This is a genomic window from Chryseobacterium wanjuense (assembly GCF_900111495.1).
Lineage (GTDB): Bacteria > Bacteroidota > Bacteroidia > Flavobacteriales > Weeksellaceae > Chryseobacterium > Chryseobacterium wanjuense.
In genome coordinates, this window is the sequence record NZ_FOIU01000001.1 from 823925 (window position 1) to 840370 (window position 16446).

Here is a 16446-nt window from a genome sequence, read left to right on the forward strand (position 1 = left end):
TTAAAATGTAAAAACAAAGCCACTTTCCAGGAATTCAGGAAGTGGCTTTTAACAGATTTAAATATCTAAAATTGTCATCTTCTAATGACAAGAGTGATTCTCTTACAAACCAATATTTTTAGTTGGTTTTAATTGTTTTTTAATGCTTTTTGGAAGCGCATCTTTATGAACCAAAATCGCAGTCGATTTGTATTCTATATAGGGCTTTGTCGCGTACAGATATCCTTCGAAATCATTGGTCACACCCCAGGAATTTTTCACCATATAGTATTCTTTTCCGGTTTGATCTTTTGCCAATCCTACGATATGCATACCGTGATCATCCGTTGTAGAAAGGTTGTTCAGTGCTTTCTGACGCATATCTTCCGTGATGGCTTTGTCTTTTTTAGGCTCTGTGAATAATGTTCCTTTGTTTTCTGCCGTAATTTGGTCTAAATCCATGTCCGGAACATAAGCAACTCCATTTTTATATGAGAAGTACGGCTCGGAAACATCTGTTGCCCAACCTACGGAATATCCTTTGTTTACAGCATTATCGATAATTGCCGTTAGATCTTTCATCGGAACATTCCAGTCAGAATCGTGGCTCCAGTTATCAGGAATCGGAACTACGAATTTCTGATAATATGGATAATCTTTATAAGAAGAAATTTCTACATAATCTTCAGGATTAATCCCTACAACCTCCTTCGCAAAGGTTTGCGGAGTGTAATTTTTTCCTTCATATGTAAAATTGGCAGGAACTTTTCCTAAATACTGGTCTAAAATTGCATCCACTGCAGACATCCAGTTATCCGTCAGTTTTCCTTTTTGGGAAGCCTGAACCAGGCTGTCTAAAACCGGCTTCAGTTTACCCTGCATTTCTGAGAAATTGTTGATGGTTTGTCCTTGTTTTAGCCCTGTATAAGCATCCTGAGGAACAGCTCCGTATTTTTTGTACATGTTGATTACATCGTGCAGTTCACCTCCGTCTCCCCAGTTGATCGCGCCGTTGTTCAGGACGTATAGTTTTGCTTTATCGTGATAAGAATTCCTTGCAGTATAGATTTCTGCCAAATCAACAGGTTTTTTACCCATTCTCTGCATTTCAGATTCAAGGAAAGAGTTCCCCGAATAACTCCAGCAAGTTCCCGAAGAACCTTGATTTTTTACTGAAGTTGCCCCCACGTCTTTCAACGTTGTGAACTGGAAATTAGCATTTTGAGATTGATTGTTTTTTAACTTATTGATTAAGTCATCCTGAGCAAACATCATACTTCCTGCAGACAAAACAAAAAGTAATGACACAATTTTGGTATTTTTCATTACTATAAAAGGTTATTTTTCATGAATAGTCGTTAATGTTAAAGATTCGTTACAACAGGAAAGGTTAAATTTACTATTGAAATTTTTCACGGAAAGTTTTTATTTGAAGCTATTTCCCGCTTTCCGCACTCGCTATTTTTAGCTTTTCGGTTGGGGCAAGCCTTTGGCTTGCCCCAACCGAAAAGCTAAAAATGAGCTCAAACAAATGCTCCAATCGGGGCTAGGGTGGCAGTCGGTGATTTAAACATTGAAAATCCATTCAATAGACCATAAAATTTGTCATCTAAACATTGTATTAGAAAACAGTCTGGAAAAATTCGAGCATGGATCCTTTCAGTATGAAAAACTTTAATAAAAAAAAAAATCTTTAAAGCTTCAAATTTCTTTATATAAAAGGCCTTTTCGTTCATTACCTTATTTACTTTTTCACTATTTTTAAAAAAAGTTTACAATGTTTCCAACGCTTTTTGAAATTTTTGCATCTATATAGTATACAACCGGATTATGGAACATCAATTACTGATAGAATGTCAACGGAACGACCGCAATGCACAGCGGAAGGTTTACGAAAAAATGGCGGGTAAGCTTTACTCTGTCTGCAAAGGCTATTTGAAAAATGATGAAGATATTGAAGAAGTGTTGGCAGATACATTTTATAAAATTTTTACGAAGATCAATCAGCTCCAAAATCATGATATTTTTGAAGCCTGGGCCAGAAAAATTGCGGTGAATGAGTGTCTGCAAAAACTGAGAGCCAATAAAGCCCTGCATATTTCTCTGGAAGAAAATCATATGGCTGCTTCAGATTCTGCGTTGGAAAATATCTCTTTTGAAAAAGATATTCTGAGCCTGCTGAACTTCCTTCCCGAAGGATGCAGAGCAATTTTTAATCTTTTTGCCATTGAAGGTTATCCTCACAAGGAAATTGCGGTCATGCTTTCCATCAGTGAAGGAACATCGAAATCCCAACTCAATTTTGCCAGAAAAAAACTTCAGGAATTGCTGGTTAATCAAAACATTTAAACTTTTAGAACAATGGAAAATAATCATAATATAGATAAAACGTTCAACGAGGCTTCTAAGACTTTGGAAGAGCCTGCGACTTTTCCGGGTTTTGAAAAAGTTTGGAATACAATTGAAGAAAAATTAGATAAAAAACAGGAAAAGAAAAAAATATTTCCGATCTGGCTTCCTTATGGGATTGCTGCAAGTTTGCTGATTGCTTCGGGAGTTTTTTACTTTAATAATCAAAAAGAAAATACTGAGATTGCAAAACCTGCGATTGCAGAAACTGTTGTAGAATCTAAAATGCCTGCTACTGCTACTTCTGGAAATATCCTGAAAATTGACAGTACAGTGAAAGCTAATATCCAAAGTGAAAGTTTGCCTGCTGCACCGGCGAAAATTGCTTCTCATACTTTTCCAAAAATGGTTACTTCTCCGGTTGTTGTGGCTCCGGTACAGCCTTCTTATGATGATGTATCAGACGCTGTTTATGACAAAATTTCAGATACTTTGCAAAGTAAAAACCTTGAAGAAGTAAGGATTGCAATGGGCTTAAAAAAGGATAAAGTTTCTATGATAAACGCTGAGCGTCTGGCTTCTTCGGAAAAAAAGAAAATCTCTGACCTGAATGCCATCGCTGATACCGCTGAATTGATTGAACCGATTGATGTTTTCGACCTGAAACAGCAAGCTCGCGAACCTGAAATTCTTGCGTACAACAAAAAGTACAAAAAAAGTCAAAAACCTGTAGCTGCGACATCCGCTTTTGGAGAAAAAATCGGGAGGAATAGTTACCTTAATTCAATTCAAGGTGCGACTCCGGGAGTAAATGTCAGCTCGATTTCAGGAAAACCCGGCTCAGGAAAAGTAGATATTCTGATCAGTTGTCAAAACTCTGCAAAACCCGAAATGAATCCTCTGGTTGTTATCGACGGACAAGTTTCTGATATGGAAACGCTGAAAAAATTAGATCCAAAGAAAATTGAAAATATTTCAGTCATTAAAAAAGAAAAAGCTGCAGGTCTCTTTTCAGGGAAAGCCCAAAACGGACTTCTTGTAGTGATCACCAAAGATATTTCCAAAAAAGAAAAAAGAAAACTGAAAAAACTTCTTAAAAAAGAATTACCCCAAAAATAATCTTTTAAAGTTCATTAATATATTTTTTGATTGTTGGTACGTGGATAATACAGGCTATTCACAAGGGTAGTCTGTATTTACAATCAAAAGAAAAATCCAAACTCTTATTGACACATTTTCAAATAATTTAACTCTTAAAAATCAATTAAGATGAGAAAAACATGCATAACAATAACTGCCCTGGTATTTCTGGCAGGCTGTAAAACTAAAAATGTTTCAGAAGCTTCGAATGAATCGAAACCTTTAAGTATTAAAAAAGATAAAGATCAGGACGGAATTCCCAACAAGCTCGATCAATGCCCTGAAATAGCAGGTTCGATTGAAAATAATGGCTGCCCATGGCCCGAAACAGATGGCGACGGTGTGATTGATAAAGATGATGCGTGTCCTACCGTTGCTGGCCCTGCTGAAAACAACGGCTGTCCGTGGCCGGATACAGATGGTGACGGAATTTTGGATAAGGACGATGCTTGTCCTACCGTTCCCGGGTTACCGGAGTACAATGGCTGTCCAAAACCTAAAAGCGTGACGGCAATGGAAGTTGAGTCTTCCTTTTCAGTAGGAGATTATTCATACCAATCTCGAGGAAAGGTGTATAATAATCGTATCAGAACCCAAAAAACAGGAAAAAAAGTAATTAAAAAACAAAGAGATTACAGCAATGAGGAATACGATGCTTTGGTAGAAAATCCTTTCGAACTGGCACAAAACCAACCGGTTTCTACTTTTTCAATTGATGTGGATAATGCTTCTTATTCTAATGTCAGAAGAATGATAGATTATGGGAGTGTCGACAAAAATGCTGTGAGAATAGAGGAAATGATTAATTATTTTAAATATAATTATCCTCAGCCTAAAAATAATCAGCCGTTTTCGATTAATACAGAATTAAGTTCCGCGCCGTGGAATCCTGATCATCAGTTGTTGAAAATCGGTTTGAAGGGAAAAGATATCCCGATGGACAATCTTCCGACTTCGAATATTGTTTTTCTGATCGATGTTTCAGGGTCTATGAATGAAGAGAATAAGTTGCCGCTGCTGAAATCTTCCTTTAAAATTTTACTGGAACAGCTGAGACCACAGGATAAAGTAGCGATGGTTGTGTATGCAGGAAGTGCAGGAGTGGTTTTACCGCCAACTTCCGCTGCAGAAAAAGGTAAAATCATTGAAGCTTTAGGCAGACTACAGGCAGGAGGAAGTACGGCAGGAGGAGCGGGAATCGAACTGGCGTATAAACTGGCAGAAGAAAATTTTGTAAAAAATGGGAATAATCGCGTGATTCTGGCTACAGACGGAGATTTCAATGTTGGGGTATCTTCTAAAGCTAGTCTGGAAGAATTAATTGAAGAAAAAAGAAAATCCGGTGTTTTTCTAACGTGTCTTGGCTACGGAATGGGCAATTACAAAGACAACAAAATGGAAACCTTAGCAGACAAAGGAAACGGAAATTATGCCTATATCGATGACTTGAAGGAAGCCAATAAATTTTTGGGAAGAGAGTTTGCAGGAAGTATTTACACCATCGCCAAAGACGTGAAAATCCAAATTGAGTTTAATCCAAAATATGTAAAATCCTACCGATTGATTGGATATGAAAACCGGAAGTTGCGAAATGAAGACTTTACCAATGATAAAATAGATGCCGGAGAATTGGGAAGCGGACACACGGTAACTGCTTTGTATGAAGTGATTCCAGTAAACGCCTCTTCAGAATTTTTGCCAAAACAAAGCAAGCTGAAGTACAGTTCGACATCAAAAACACAAAAGTTCGGAGATGAATTGGCGACCATTAAATTCAGGTATAAAAAACCGGCGGGAATGAAGAGTTCAGAGATGATTCAGATTGTTAAAAATTCTGCTGTTTCCAAAGCAAAGGCAAGCCGGGATTTCAAATTTGCTTCTTCGGTGGCTTGGTTTGGGCTGGTGTTGAGAAATTCAAAATTAATTAAAAAGAAAAATCTCACAGACATCGAAAATCTTGCAAAACAGAATGTAGGAAACGATTCTGAAGGTTACAGGGCAGGATTTGTCAAAATGATTCAGGATTATAAAAATATTAAATAGCGAGAAATTGCTTTAAAACAGGCATTCGAAAGGGTGTCTGTTTTATTTTTAAAATTAATTTTCAAAAATTATTGAAAGTTCAAAAATTATTATTACATTTGTATCAGAAATTTAAAAGAAAACAAAATGCAACTTTCAGAAGCTAAAGAAAAATACATTCAGACCTGGGGAACATTTGCTACCAATTGGGGGATCAACCGTACGATGGCGCAGGTTCACGCTCTGCTTTTGGCTAGTGGCAAACCGCTTTCTACTGATGAAGTGATGGAACAGCTCGAGATCTCGAGAGGAAATGCCAATATGAACCTGAGAGCTTTGATGGATTGGGGAATTGTAAAAAAGGAGTTTGTAAAGGGAGAAAGAAAGGAATATTTTGTGGCAGAAAAAGACGTTTGGTTTTTATTCAAACAAATTACGAAAGAACGCAGAAAAAGAGAAATCGAACCCGTAATCTCCTTTTTAGAAGAACTGAAAAACATTGAAGATAATGATTCTGAAGAGGCTAAAGAATTCATCAAATTAATGGATGATTTCAGCTCCGTAACAGGGAAGATCAACAATATCATGGATCTGGCGATAAAAAGCGATGATCACTGGCTGGTCGGCAAGATTACGAATTTATTGAAATAGATAGAAGAGGGTGAAAATCCTTTTTTATTTCAAATAAACTTTCAAAAATTACTGAAAATATAAAAATTATAAAATGTTCAATATTGTTTCATATGTGATTTTCCTTACGATCAGTTCATACATTACGATTGATGTCGGGCGCAGGTGCTACAACGCCGGAAAGTCTTACCTGGACTACCTTATTCATGATTCCGATCTTTGTCTGACGATCAACAGAATTCTTTTAGGATGCTATTACCTGATCAATTTAGGATATATAGCGATCAGCTTAACGACTTGGGACAGAGTAGATTCGATGGAGGAAGTTTTTACGGTGACAGCCTTCCGGATAGGAAGTATCGCACTGATTCTTTGCGCTTTGCATTATATGAACATTTTTGCGCTTTACTTTTTAAGAAAAAATTTAACAATCAAATAATACTATTATGACAGCAACAATTCTTACCACAGCAACAACGTACAATTTTCAGGCCTACATGATGTATCTGCCTATTGTGATTACGCTTACCGTTTTTGTTTCTCAGTTTCTGTTTAAAAATTCAAAAACTTTCATGATCGATATTTTTCATCAGAAAGAAGACATTGCAATGGCGACAAATTCATTGTTTAAAATTGGTTTTTACCTTCTGAACATCGGTTTTGCCCTTTGTATTATCGAATTTTTCCAAATCGAAAGCGTAGAAAGACTGGTTGTAGAGTTAAGCCAAAAAGTCGGCGGATTCTCTATCTATCTGGGAGTAATGATGCTATTGAATTTACTATTATTCTTAAAAGGCCGCAAACACGCCATGAACAAAGAAAAACAAATGCAACATGAAAACACTGATATTTAAAATCTGGATGTATTTCACCTTCAAATTTCAGAATAAACGTACAAGAGGAGATTTTTTAAACCTTTAAAAACTGATGACCATGAAAACTTTTTTTAAATATGATTATTACTTTCAACTTTCAATTCTTGTTGCTTATGTATTAGGCTGGATATCAATAGAGTTATTCAATATTAATTGGGGAAATTACTTTTTATTGTTTTATTATATAGTAGGAGGATCTCAGCTAATAAGTTATCTTTTGAGATTGATGATGAGATATCCTAAAAATTGGATATATGTGATGTATGGAATATTTATTATCCCAGTTTGGCTAATTTTATTGTATCAAACTCAAATTCGAATAGTAAACGGATTCTTTTTTTACATTCTTTTTTCTTCTTTCTTCTACAGTCCTGTTCTGGCTTTAGTTTACATCTTTTACACATATCGGATGAATATTTTATATAATTCAAATAAAAACTAAGAAAATGAATCACCTTGAACTTATCAAAAAAGTAGAATGGAAAGATCTGAAATCTCTTTCTATCAAAGAAATGTTGATTGAAAATAACATTAGTCTGCCTTGGTTAATTATTTCCTTATTTTTAGCTTACAAAAATTATTATTGGGCGGCACTTCCGTTTTCGGGATTTTATTTTCTAACGGCTCTCAGACAGGTTCATAATGGTTTTCACAATTCGTTGGGGACTGGAAAATTTCTCACTTGGCTGTCTTTGTATCTCAACAGTATGTCTATGATGACATCAATTCATGCAGTAAAATTCAATCACATCAGACATCATAAATTCTGTCTTTCTGAAGAGGATTATGAAGGAAAATCTGCTTCAATGAAATGGTACGAAGCTATTTTGTATGGCCCGAAACACATGTTTCTCATTCATTGGATCACTTTTAAAAAAGCGAATAAAAATTATAGAAAGAATATGATTTTAGAATTAATTTCAATTTCAGTTTTTGTAATGATTGTCTTTTATTTTAGGATTAATTTTTTACTGTATCACATTGCAGTCATGTTTTTCGGAGAATTTTTAATGGCCTTTTTTGCAGTATGGACGGTTCATCATGACACTCATGAAAATCCGAATATTGCGAGAACACAACGCGGATTCTGGAAAAATAAATTGACATTCAGCATGTTTTATCATATGGAACACCACCTTTTTCCTGCTGTTCCCACCATAAAACTTCCAAAACTTGCAGAAAGGATTGATCAAGTTTTACCGGAACTGAATAAAAGACAAACATTTTAAGAGAGGTTAAATGTGACTTAATTTAATTGAAAAAACAGAAACAATGAACTTTCTAAAAGCCGAATGGCGAAAACTAGCCATCATCAACTACGAGATAAACCCTGAAACCCTGATAAAATACCTCCCAAAAGGTACAGAACTCGATTTCTACCAGGGAAAATGCTATGTAAGCTTAGTGGGTTTTATGTTTTTAAATACTAAATTATTAGGACTTCCAATTCTTTTTCACCGAAATTTTGAAGAAGTAAATTTAAGATTTTATGTCAAGAAAAAAGAGGGCAACGAATGGAAACGGGGAGTGGTTTTCATCAAAGAAATTGTACCGAAGCCGGCTTTAAGTTTTGTAGCTAATTCTGTCTATAAAGAAAATTATAAAACAATGCCGATGAAAAATTTTATTAATGAAAAAGACGGAGAACTATTAATAAAATACTCTTGGAAAGATAAAAGCTGGCATTCAATTGAAATCACGGCAGAAAATGAACGGTTAAAAATGGAAACAAATGCAGAATTTGAATTCATCACGGAACATTATTTTGGCTTTACAAAAAAAGGAAATAAAACTTCTGAATATGAAGTCTGCCATCCGAAATGGGATTATTATTTCATCAAAGACTACCAGTTGGAAATTGATTTCGAAAAAATCTACGGAAAGGATTTCGGATTTTTAAATCATCAAAAACCAATCTCCATCATGCTTGCAGAAGGCTCTGAAATTGAAGTGAAAACAAAGAAATATTTAGCTTAATTTTAAAAAGCATCAAAACAGTTCGTATTTGCGCTGTCATCCTGAGGATAAACCGATGACTTCCGAACGAATGTTCACGAAGGATCTCAACGTAAAAGAAACAAACAACTTGCAACCATCAACCACCAACTAGAAAAAATGAAAATAATCATCGCCGCCGGAACAGGATTTCTGGGAAAAAACCTGGAAAAATATTTTACAGAAAAAGGAAATGAGGTTTATATTTTAACCAGAAGTCCAAAACGAAATAATGAAATGTATTGGAATGCGAAAACATTAGGAGAATGGAAAAACATCCTTGAAAATGCAGATATTTTAATTAATCTTGCAGGAAAATCTGTTGACTGCAGGTACACAGAGAAAAATAAAAAGGAAATTTATTCCTCAAGAATCGACAGTACAAAAGTGCTTCAACAGGCTATTGATGACTGCAGGAATAAACCTAAAGTTTGGTTAAATGCAAGTTCCGCAACGATTTATGTGCATTCCGAAACACAATTAAATACAGAAGAAAACGGAATTATCGGAGACGATTTTTCAATGAATATTTGTAAAAGTTGGGAAAAAGAATTTTTTAAAGCAAAAACTGAAAATCTGCGAAAAGTAGCTTTACGAACTTCTATTGTTTTAGGTAATAACGGAGGCGCTTTTCCAAAATTAAAAATGATCACAAAATTCGGATTGGGAGGAAAGCAAGGACGCGGAAATCAGAATGTAAGCTGGATTCATATCGATGATTTTTGTAAAGCGATTCAATTTATTATTGATCATGAAAATATTTCAGGAAAAATCAATATTACGGCACCGAATCCTTTATCCAACAAAGAATTTATGATGAAATTAAGGAAAGAAATGAAAGCTCAATTTGGGTTGAATGCCCCCGTTTGGCAGTTGGAAATCGCATCAATTTTTTTAAAAACCGAAACCGAATTATTACTAAAAAGCAGAAATGTTTATCCTGATAAATTAATGAAAAGTGGTTTTGAATTTTCTTATCTGGAAATAGATTCTGCATTTAAAAATTTAATTTAAATATGATAAGTCACTTTTTGAGAATACTTTAAAATTTGAAAATTATTTTAACCTAAAACTTAATTTTCACTTGATTATATTGACATTTTTGTGGTTTTAATAAATGATGATTAAATTAGCACAAACTAAACTTCAATGTTAATCAGACAAAAAACGAAAACCTTATTTCTCTCATCATTACTTATATCCACAGCTTTTTTTTCGCAGGCTCACAATGTTTCAAAAGGCTATCAGAAACCTACTGATCCTCTTGTTGTTCAAAATCTGGAAAACTGGCAGGATTTGAAATTCGGACTGTTTATGCATTGGGGAACCTACAGCCAGTGGGGAATTGTAGAGAGTTGGAGTTTATGCCCGGAAGATGAATCCTGGACACAAAGAAAACCGGAACACGGAAAATCTTACTACGAATATGTAAAAAACTATGAAAATCTTCAGGCAACTTTTAATCCTACACAGTTTAATCCGCAAAAATGGGCAGATGCCGTAAAAAAGGCCGGGATGAAATATGTGGTGTTCACAACGAAGCATCATGATGGTTTTGCCATGTTCGATACCCAACAATCGGATTATAAAATTACATCTTCAAAAACACCTTTTTCCAAAAATCCGAAAGCGGATGTGGCGAAGGAAATTTTCAATACATTCCGAAAAGAAGGCTTCAAAATCGGAGCTTATTTTTCAAAACCCGATTGGCATTCTGATGATTATTGGTGGTCGTATTTTCCGCCAAAAGACAGAAATGTGAATTATGATCCTAAAAAATACCCCGAAAGATGGGACAATTTCAAAAAATTCACCTTCAATCAGCTCAACGAAATTACCTCAAACTATGGTAAAATCGATATTCTTTGGCTGGATGGAGGCTGGGTTCGCCCTTTCAACACCATCGACTCGAATGTTGAATGGCAGAGAACCATTAAGGTTGAACAGGATATCGATATGGATAAAATTGGGACAATGGCCAGAAAAAACCAACCCGGAATTATCATTGTAGACCGCACCGTTCCTGGAAAATGGGAAAATTATGTAACACCGGAGCAGGCTGTTCCAGAACATCCTTTATCGATTCCATGGGAGAGCTGCATCACGATGGGAGACTCTTTTTCGTACGTTCCGAACGACAATTATAAGTCGTCTCAGAAGATTATCGAGACATTAGTTAAAATCATTTCGAGAGGAGGAAATTATCTGATGAACATCGCTCCCGGACCCAATGGCGACTATGATCCGATTGTTTACGAAAGGTTAAAAGAAATTTCCGGCTGGATGAACAGCAATCAGTCGGCGGTATTTGCAACGAGAAGTGTAGCGCCTTACCACGACGGAAATTTTTATTATACGCAAAGCAAAGATGGAAAAACAGTGAATATTTTTCACTTAGATGAAAAAGCAGATTATCAATCGCCATCCACTTTAAGTTTTCTGATTCCTGAAAATTTTAAACCAAAATCATTGAAAGTTTTAGGATTATCCAATAAAATTCAATGGAAAAAATCAGGAAATTCAATTGAAATTAATTTGCCTAAAGAAAGAAATCAATTAAAATATGCAACCGTAATTCAAATTACACAATAACTATAAACTGTCTTTAAAAAGACCTGGGAAATCGCAGCGTTAAGAAAATTAAAACTTAATCCGTTAAAAAATTCCCATTGTTTGAAGCGCGACACAAATATTGAACCGAAGAACGAATATTGAATTCGCGCAAGTTTTGGGAATTTTAGGATTAAATTTTAATTTTTAGCGGAGAGTTCCAAGTCTTGAATTTTTGGTTCTTTTGTTTCAAGACAAAAGAACAATAATTAAATCAAATTATTTATGTGCTTTAAATTTCGTTTTAAAATCATAGCAATTTCATTATTGAGTTCTATATTCATCTCAGCTCAAAAACCTTTGTACAAAGATCCGAAACAGCCTGTTGAAGCCAGAGTTCAGGATTTGTTGAATAGAATGACACCTGAAGAAAAATTCTGGCAGTGCTTCATGATTCCCGGAGATTTGGATAATGTTCCGAAAGGTCAGTATTCCCACGGAATTTTCGGATTACAGGTAAGTGCAGGAAATCAGGGTGGTGGCGTTGCAGGGCAAATGTTGAAATACAACGCGAATGAAGATGCAGAAAGATTGGCGAAAAAAATTAATGCCATTCAAAAATATTTTGTGGAAGAATCGAGGTTGGGAGTTCCGATTATCCCTTTTGATGAGGCTTTGCACGGGTTGATGCGTGAAGGGGCAACGGCTTTTCCTCAGGCGATCGGATTGGCGGCGACCTTCAATCCGGATTTGATGAAAGAGGTTTCGACGGCCATTGCAAAAGAATCGAAGCTGAGGGGAATTCGGCAGATTTTGACTCCGGTGGTGAATTTGGCGAGTGATGTTCGATGGGGAAGAACGGAGGAAACGTACGGCGAAGATCCGTTTCTGACTTCTGTGATGGGTGTAAATTTTGTCAGTTCCTTTGAAAATCAGGGAATTATTACGACTCCGAAACATTTTTTGGCGAATGTCGGCGAGGGTGGAAGAGATTCGTATCCAATTCATTGGAGCAAAAGATATTTGGAGGAAACTCATTTGATTCCCTTCCAGAAAGCCTTTAAACAAGGGAAAAGCCGTTCTGTAATGACTTCTTATAATTTGTTGGATGGAAGACCTTCCACGGCAAATCATTGGTTGTTAACGGAAAAATTAAAAAATGAATGGAATTTCAAAGGTTTTGTCATCAGCGATGCAAGCGCGGTGGGTGGAGCCAATGTTCTGCATTTTACGGCAAAAGATTATGACGATGCTTCTGCACAAGCGATGAATGCAGGGCTTGATGTGATTTTCCAGACAGAATATAATCATTATAAATTGTTTATTCCTCCCTTTTTGGATGGGCGAATTTCAAAGGAGAGAATTGATGATGCGGTAGCAAGAGTGTTGAGAGCAAAATTTGAACTGGGTTTGTTTGAAAATCCCTATGTTTCCAATAAAGATATTCAGGAATTAAAAAGAATCAATCACAAGCCTTTAGCAGAAAAAACAGCCATTGAATCTTTTGTTTTGCTTCAAAATAATAATCAGACACTTCCGATTTTGGAAAATTTTAAAAAGATTTTGGTGGTTGGAACAGATGCTGTTGATGCGAGATTAGGAGGGTATTCCGGACCGGGGAATAAGAAAGTGAATATTTTGGATGGAATTAAAAATTTCGTTAAAAATAAAAATATTGAAGTAAATTATTCAAAAGGAATTGACTGGAACCTGAAAAGTTTTACAACCGTCCCAAGTGAATTTTTATCGTCAGAAAATCAAAAAGGATTAAAAGGAAATTATTTTTCCAATTCTGATTTAAAAGGAAATCCCGCATTTGAAAAGCAGGACGAACAGTTGAATTTTAAATGGACATTGTATTCTCCCAACCCGGAAAAACTGCAGCCCGACAATTACAGCGTTCGTTGGACGGGAAAACTGGAAGCTCCCGATTCAGGAAAATACAAGCTGGGATTGCGTGGAAATGATGGTTTCAGATTGTACGTGAACGGAAAATTATGGATTGACCATTGGGAAAAGTTGAGTTATTCAACCCAAACAGTTGATCTTGATTTTATTAAAGGGCAAAAGTATGATATCACTGTTGAGTTCCATGAAAACAGGGGAGAAGCAAACATCGAATTGATCTGGAATTATGGTTTAAATGATGGGCAAAAAGATTTTAATGATGCTTTACAATTGGCTCAAAATGCAGACTACATCATCGTTACAGCCGGAATTCATGAAGGTGAATTTCAGGATCGTTCTTCGTTGAGCCTTCCGGGAAATCAGGAAAAATTTATTCAGGAAGTTTCAAAATTAAATAAGCCGACAACGGTAGTTTTGGTCGGTGGTTCTGCCATTAAAACGACCGATTGGAAGGACAAAGTCGGGGCGATTTTAGACGTTTGGTATCCCGGAGAGGAAGGCGGAAATGCAGTGGCAAAAGTGCTTTTCGGAGCAGAGAATCCTTCGGGAAAATTGCCGATTACGTTTCCGGTTGAGGAAGGGCAATTGCCTTTGACTTACAATCATCACCCAACCGGAAGGGGAAATGATTATCATGATTTGAGTGGCGAACCACTGTATCCTTTTGGTTTCGGATTGAGTTACACGAGTTTTGAAATTTCCGATTTAAAATTAAATAAAACAAAATTCACTGAAAACGAAACGATTGTAGCGACCATTACGGTTAAAAATACAGGTTCAAAAGCGGGAAGTGAAGTTGTTCAGTTATATGTAAAAGACTTGCTGGCTTCCGTTTCAAGACCGGTTATTGAGTTGAAAGGATTGAAAAAAATAGCGCTGAAACCTGGAGAATCAAAGCAGATTTCCATTGAAGTTCCGGTACAGGAATTGAAATTTTTAGATGAAAAAATGAATTGGATCGTCGAAAAAGGAACCTATAGAATTATGGTTGGAAATTCCTCAAAAAACCTTCCTTTAAAGCAAAATGTTGAGATTGAATGATTTGTGTTTTAAAGACAAAATCAATCTTGGTATGATATCTGTAATATTAACTTTAAATCTGAATGAATTTAATTGATCATTATTAATCACTTAAAATTATTCAAAAAAGTAAATATCATGAAAAAGTTAATTATATCAATGATCGTATTGCTGGGATTATCAATGAATGTTTCTGCACAGCAACGTCCGCCGGCTCCTCCGCATCCTTCGAAAAGTGAGCTGATTGCGATGAAATCTCGTGAGCTGGATAGAAGATACAACGAAGAAAAAAAACTGATTCTGAATCATCCGCTGGCAACTAAAAAAATGAAGAGAGATCAGCTAAAGGCTTTAAATGAAAAATATCAAAGCCAGAAAAGATTGCTTAAAAAAATGTAATACAACAATTTTAATACAATAAATCGTTGAAAGAGAATACTTTTTGTGTTCTCTTTTTTTATTTGAAACCATAAAATGCTGTAGGTTTTATATTACAGAATGAATTTCCGGAAACGTGCTTCATCCAAATATTTTTCCTTAAATTCGCATAAAAATTTTTATACTAATGAACTACGATATTATTGTCATCGGAAGTGGTCCTGGTGGATATGTTACAGCTATTAGAGCGGCACAATTGGGTTTCAAAACTGCAATTATCGAGAAAGAAAATTTGGGAGGAATCTGTCTAAACTGGGGTTGTATTCCTACTAAAGCTTTGTTGAAATCTGCTCAGGTATTTCATTATATCAATCATGCTGAAGAATATGGTTTAAACAAAGTGGAGGCGAGCTTTGAGTTTCCAAACGTGATTCAGAGAAGCCGTGGTGTTGCATCTAAAATGAGCAAAGGAATTGAGTTCTTGATGAAAAAGAACAAAATCGATGTTATTTTAGGGACTGCAAAAGTTCAGAAAGGTAAAAAAGTTTCTGTTACGGATAAAGACGGGAAAGTAACCGAATATACAGGTACTCACATCATTATCGCTACAGGAGCTCGTTCAAGAGAATTACCGAACTTGCCTCAAGACGGTAAAAAAGTAATCGGATACAGACAGGCATTATCTCTTCCTGAGCAGCCGAAATCTATGATTGTTGTAGGTTCCGGAGCGATCGGGGTAGAATTTGCCGATTTCTATAATACAATGGGTACAAAAGTAACTGTTGTAGAATTCATGCCAAACATCGTTCCTGTTGAGGATGAGGAAATTTCTAAACACTTGGAAAAATCTCTGAAAAAATCAGGAATCGAGATCATGACAAATGCTTCTGTAGAAAGTGTTGACACAAGCGGAGCAGGCGTAAAAGCTAATGTAAAAACGGCTAACGGAAACATAACTCTTGAAGCTGATATCTTGTTATCTGCTGTTGGTATCGCTGCAAACATCGAGAACATCGGTCTTGAAGAAGTGGGAATCCAGACAGATAAAGGAAGAGTTTTGGTAAACGAATGGTACGAAACTTCAGTTCCGGGTTACTACGCGATCGGAGATATCATCCCGACTCAGGCTTTGGCACACGTTGCTTCTGCGGAAGGAATTACCTGTGTAGAAAAAATCAAAGGAATGCATGTTGAGAAAATCGACTATGGCAATATTCCGGGATGTACATACTGCCACCCTGAAGTCGCTTCTGTTGGTCTTACAGAAAAGCAGGCTAAAGAAAAAGGCTACGAAATCAAAGTGGGTAAATTCCCTCTTTCTGCCAGTGGAAAAGCAACTGCAAACGGAAATACAGACGGTTTCGTTAAAGTTATTTTCGATGCTAAATATGGTGAATGGTTAGGTTGCCACATGATCGGTGAAGGGGTTACAGATATGGTTGCCGAGGCTGTTGTTGCCAGAAAATTGGAAACTACAGGTCACGAGATCATCAAATCAATCCACCCGCACCCGACAGTTTCTGAAGCAATTATGGAAGCTGCTGCTGCTGCTTACGGTGAAGTGATCCATATTTAATTCAAATAAAATAAACTAATAATA

The 16446-nt window shown here is 36.0% G+C and carries 14 protein-coding genes; 13 read left to right on the forward strand and 1 reads right to left on the reverse strand.

Annotated features, from left to right (window positions below; all coding sequences use genetic code 11):
- Positions 1-102: 102 nt before the first annotated feature.
- On the reverse strand, positions 103-1305 hold the full coding sequence (locus BMX24_RS03710; RefSeq protein ID WP_089790718.1) for a C1 family peptidase: 1203 nt from the start codon (positions 1303-1305) through the stop codon (positions 103-105).
- 504 nt (positions 1306-1809) lie between these two features.
- On the opposite strand from BMX24_RS03710, the gene BMX24_RS03720 reads away from it, so the two are divergent.
- From BMX24_RS03720 to lpdA, 13 genes are all read left to right on the forward strand, one after another.
- A complete protein-coding gene (locus BMX24_RS03720; protein ID WP_089790720.1) occupies positions 1810-2328 on the forward strand; it encodes an RNA polymerase sigma factor in 519 nt (172 codons plus the stop codon).
- A gap of 12 nt (positions 2329-2340) precedes the next feature.
- Positions 2341-3447, forward strand: a complete 1107-nt coding sequence (locus tag BMX24_RS03725) for a TonB-dependent receptor plug domain-containing protein (protein ID WP_089790721.1) — start codon at positions 2341-2343, stop codon at positions 3445-3447.
- A 150-nt stretch (positions 3448-3597) separates the two neighbouring features.
- Positions 3598-5511, forward strand: coding sequence for a vWA domain-containing protein (locus BMX24_RS03730; protein ID WP_089790722.1), 1914 nt, complete (start codon positions 3598-3600; stop codon positions 5509-5511).
- 126 nt (positions 5512-5637) lie between these two features.
- Positions 5638-6141, forward strand: coding sequence for a GbsR/MarR family transcriptional regulator (locus BMX24_RS03735; RefSeq protein ID WP_089790723.1), 504 nt, complete (start codon positions 5638-5640; stop codon positions 6139-6141).
- 73 nt (positions 6142-6214) lie between these two features.
- Entirely contained in the window at positions 6215-6559 is a 345-nt protein-coding gene (locus BMX24_RS03740; protein ID WP_089790724.1) for a hypothetical protein, read from the forward strand.
- 7 nt (positions 6560-6566) lie between these two features.
- The gene (locus BMX24_RS03745; protein WP_089790725.1) at positions 6567-6974 is read left to right on the forward strand and encodes a hypothetical protein; all 408 of its coding nucleotides are present in this window, start codon (positions 6567-6569) and stop codon (positions 6972-6974) included.
- Between the two features lie 467 nt (positions 6975-7441).
- Positions 7442-8224, forward strand: coding sequence for a fatty acid desaturase family protein (locus BMX24_RS03755; RefSeq protein ID WP_089790727.1), 783 nt, complete (start codon positions 7442-7444; stop codon positions 8222-8224).
- Between the two features lie 43 nt (positions 8225-8267).
- Entirely contained in the window at positions 8268-8972 is a 705-nt protein-coding gene (locus BMX24_RS03760) for a YqjF family protein (RefSeq protein WP_089790728.1), read from the forward strand.
- Positions 8973-9110: 138 nt separating this feature from the next.
- Positions 9111-10004, forward strand: coding sequence for a TIGR01777 family oxidoreductase (locus tag BMX24_RS03765; protein WP_089790729.1), 894 nt, complete (start codon positions 9111-9113; stop codon positions 10002-10004).
- Positions 10005-10139: 135 nt separating this feature from the next.
- Positions 10140-11582 carry an alpha-L-fucosidase gene (locus tag BMX24_RS03770; RefSeq protein ID WP_089790730.1) on the forward strand — a complete coding sequence of 481 codons (1443 nt, stop codon included), beginning with the start codon at positions 10140-10142 and terminating at the stop codon, positions 11580-11582.
- Between the two features lie 243 nt (positions 11583-11825).
- Positions 11826-14489: a beta-glucosidase gene (locus BMX24_RS03775; RefSeq protein ID WP_089790731.1), complete on the forward strand. Its 2664-nt coding sequence runs from the start codon at positions 11826-11828 to the stop codon at positions 14487-14489.
- 117 nt (positions 14490-14606) lie between these two features.
- Positions 14607-14867: a hypothetical protein gene (locus tag BMX24_RS03780; protein ID WP_089792726.1), complete on the forward strand. Its 261-nt coding sequence runs from the start codon at positions 14607-14609 to the stop codon at positions 14865-14867.
- A 166-nt stretch (positions 14868-15033) separates the two neighbouring features.
- A complete protein-coding gene (gene lpdA, locus BMX24_RS03785) occupies positions 15034-16422 on the forward strand; it encodes a dihydrolipoyl dehydrogenase (RefSeq protein ID WP_089790732.1) in 1389 nt (462 codons plus the stop codon).
- The last annotated feature ends 24 nt before the right edge of the window (positions 16423-16446 follow it).

What these genes read in the sequence shown, in the direction of transcription:
- BMX24_RS03755 (WP_089790727.1), top strand. Translation starts at nt 7,442, where the DNA reads ATGAATCACCTTGAACTTATCAAAAAAGTAGAATGGAAAGATCTGAAA.
- BMX24_RS03745 (WP_089790725.1), top strand. Translation starts at nt 6,567, where the DNA reads ATGACAGCAACAATTCTTACCACAGCAACAACGTACAATTTTCAGGCC.
- BMX24_RS03710 (WP_089790718.1), bottom strand. Translation starts at nt 1,305, where the DNA reads ATGAAAAATACCAAAATTGTGTCATTACTTTTTGTTTTGTCTGCAGGA.
- BMX24_RS03760 (WP_089790728.1), top strand. Translation starts at nt 8,268, where the DNA reads ATGAACTTTCTAAAAGCCGAATGGCGAAAACTAGCCATCATCAACTAC.
- BMX24_RS03780 (WP_089792726.1), top strand. Translation starts at nt 14,607, where the DNA reads ATGAAAAAGTTAATTATATCAATGATCGTATTGCTGGGATTATCAATG.
- BMX24_RS03770 (WP_089790730.1), top strand. Translation starts at nt 10,140, where the DNA reads ATGTTAATCAGACAAAAAACGAAAACCTTATTTCTCTCATCATTACTT.
- BMX24_RS03720 (WP_089790720.1), top strand. Translation starts at nt 1,810, where the DNA reads ATGGAACATCAATTACTGATAGAATGTCAACGGAACGACCGCAATGCA.
- BMX24_RS03765 (WP_089790729.1), top strand. Translation starts at nt 9,111, where the DNA reads ATGAAAATAATCATCGCCGCCGGAACAGGATTTCTGGGAAAAAACCTG.
- lpdA (WP_089790732.1), top strand. Translation starts at nt 15,034, where the DNA reads ATGAACTACGATATTATTGTCATCGGAAGTGGTCCTGGTGGATATGTT.
- BMX24_RS03775 (WP_089790731.1), top strand. Translation starts at nt 11,826, where the DNA reads ATGTGCTTTAAATTTCGTTTTAAAATCATAGCAATTTCATTATTGAGT.
- BMX24_RS03725 (WP_089790721.1), top strand. Translation starts at nt 2,341, where the DNA reads ATGGAAAATAATCATAATATAGATAAAACGTTCAACGAGGCTTCTAAG.
- BMX24_RS03730 (WP_089790722.1), top strand. Translation starts at nt 3,598, where the DNA reads ATGAGAAAAACATGCATAACAATAACTGCCCTGGTATTTCTGGCAGGC.
- BMX24_RS03740 (WP_089790724.1), top strand. Translation starts at nt 6,215, where the DNA reads ATGTTCAATATTGTTTCATATGTGATTTTCCTTACGATCAGTTCATAC.
- BMX24_RS03735 (WP_089790723.1), top strand. Translation starts at nt 5,638, where the DNA reads ATGCAACTTTCAGAAGCTAAAGAAAAATACATTCAGACCTGGGGAACA.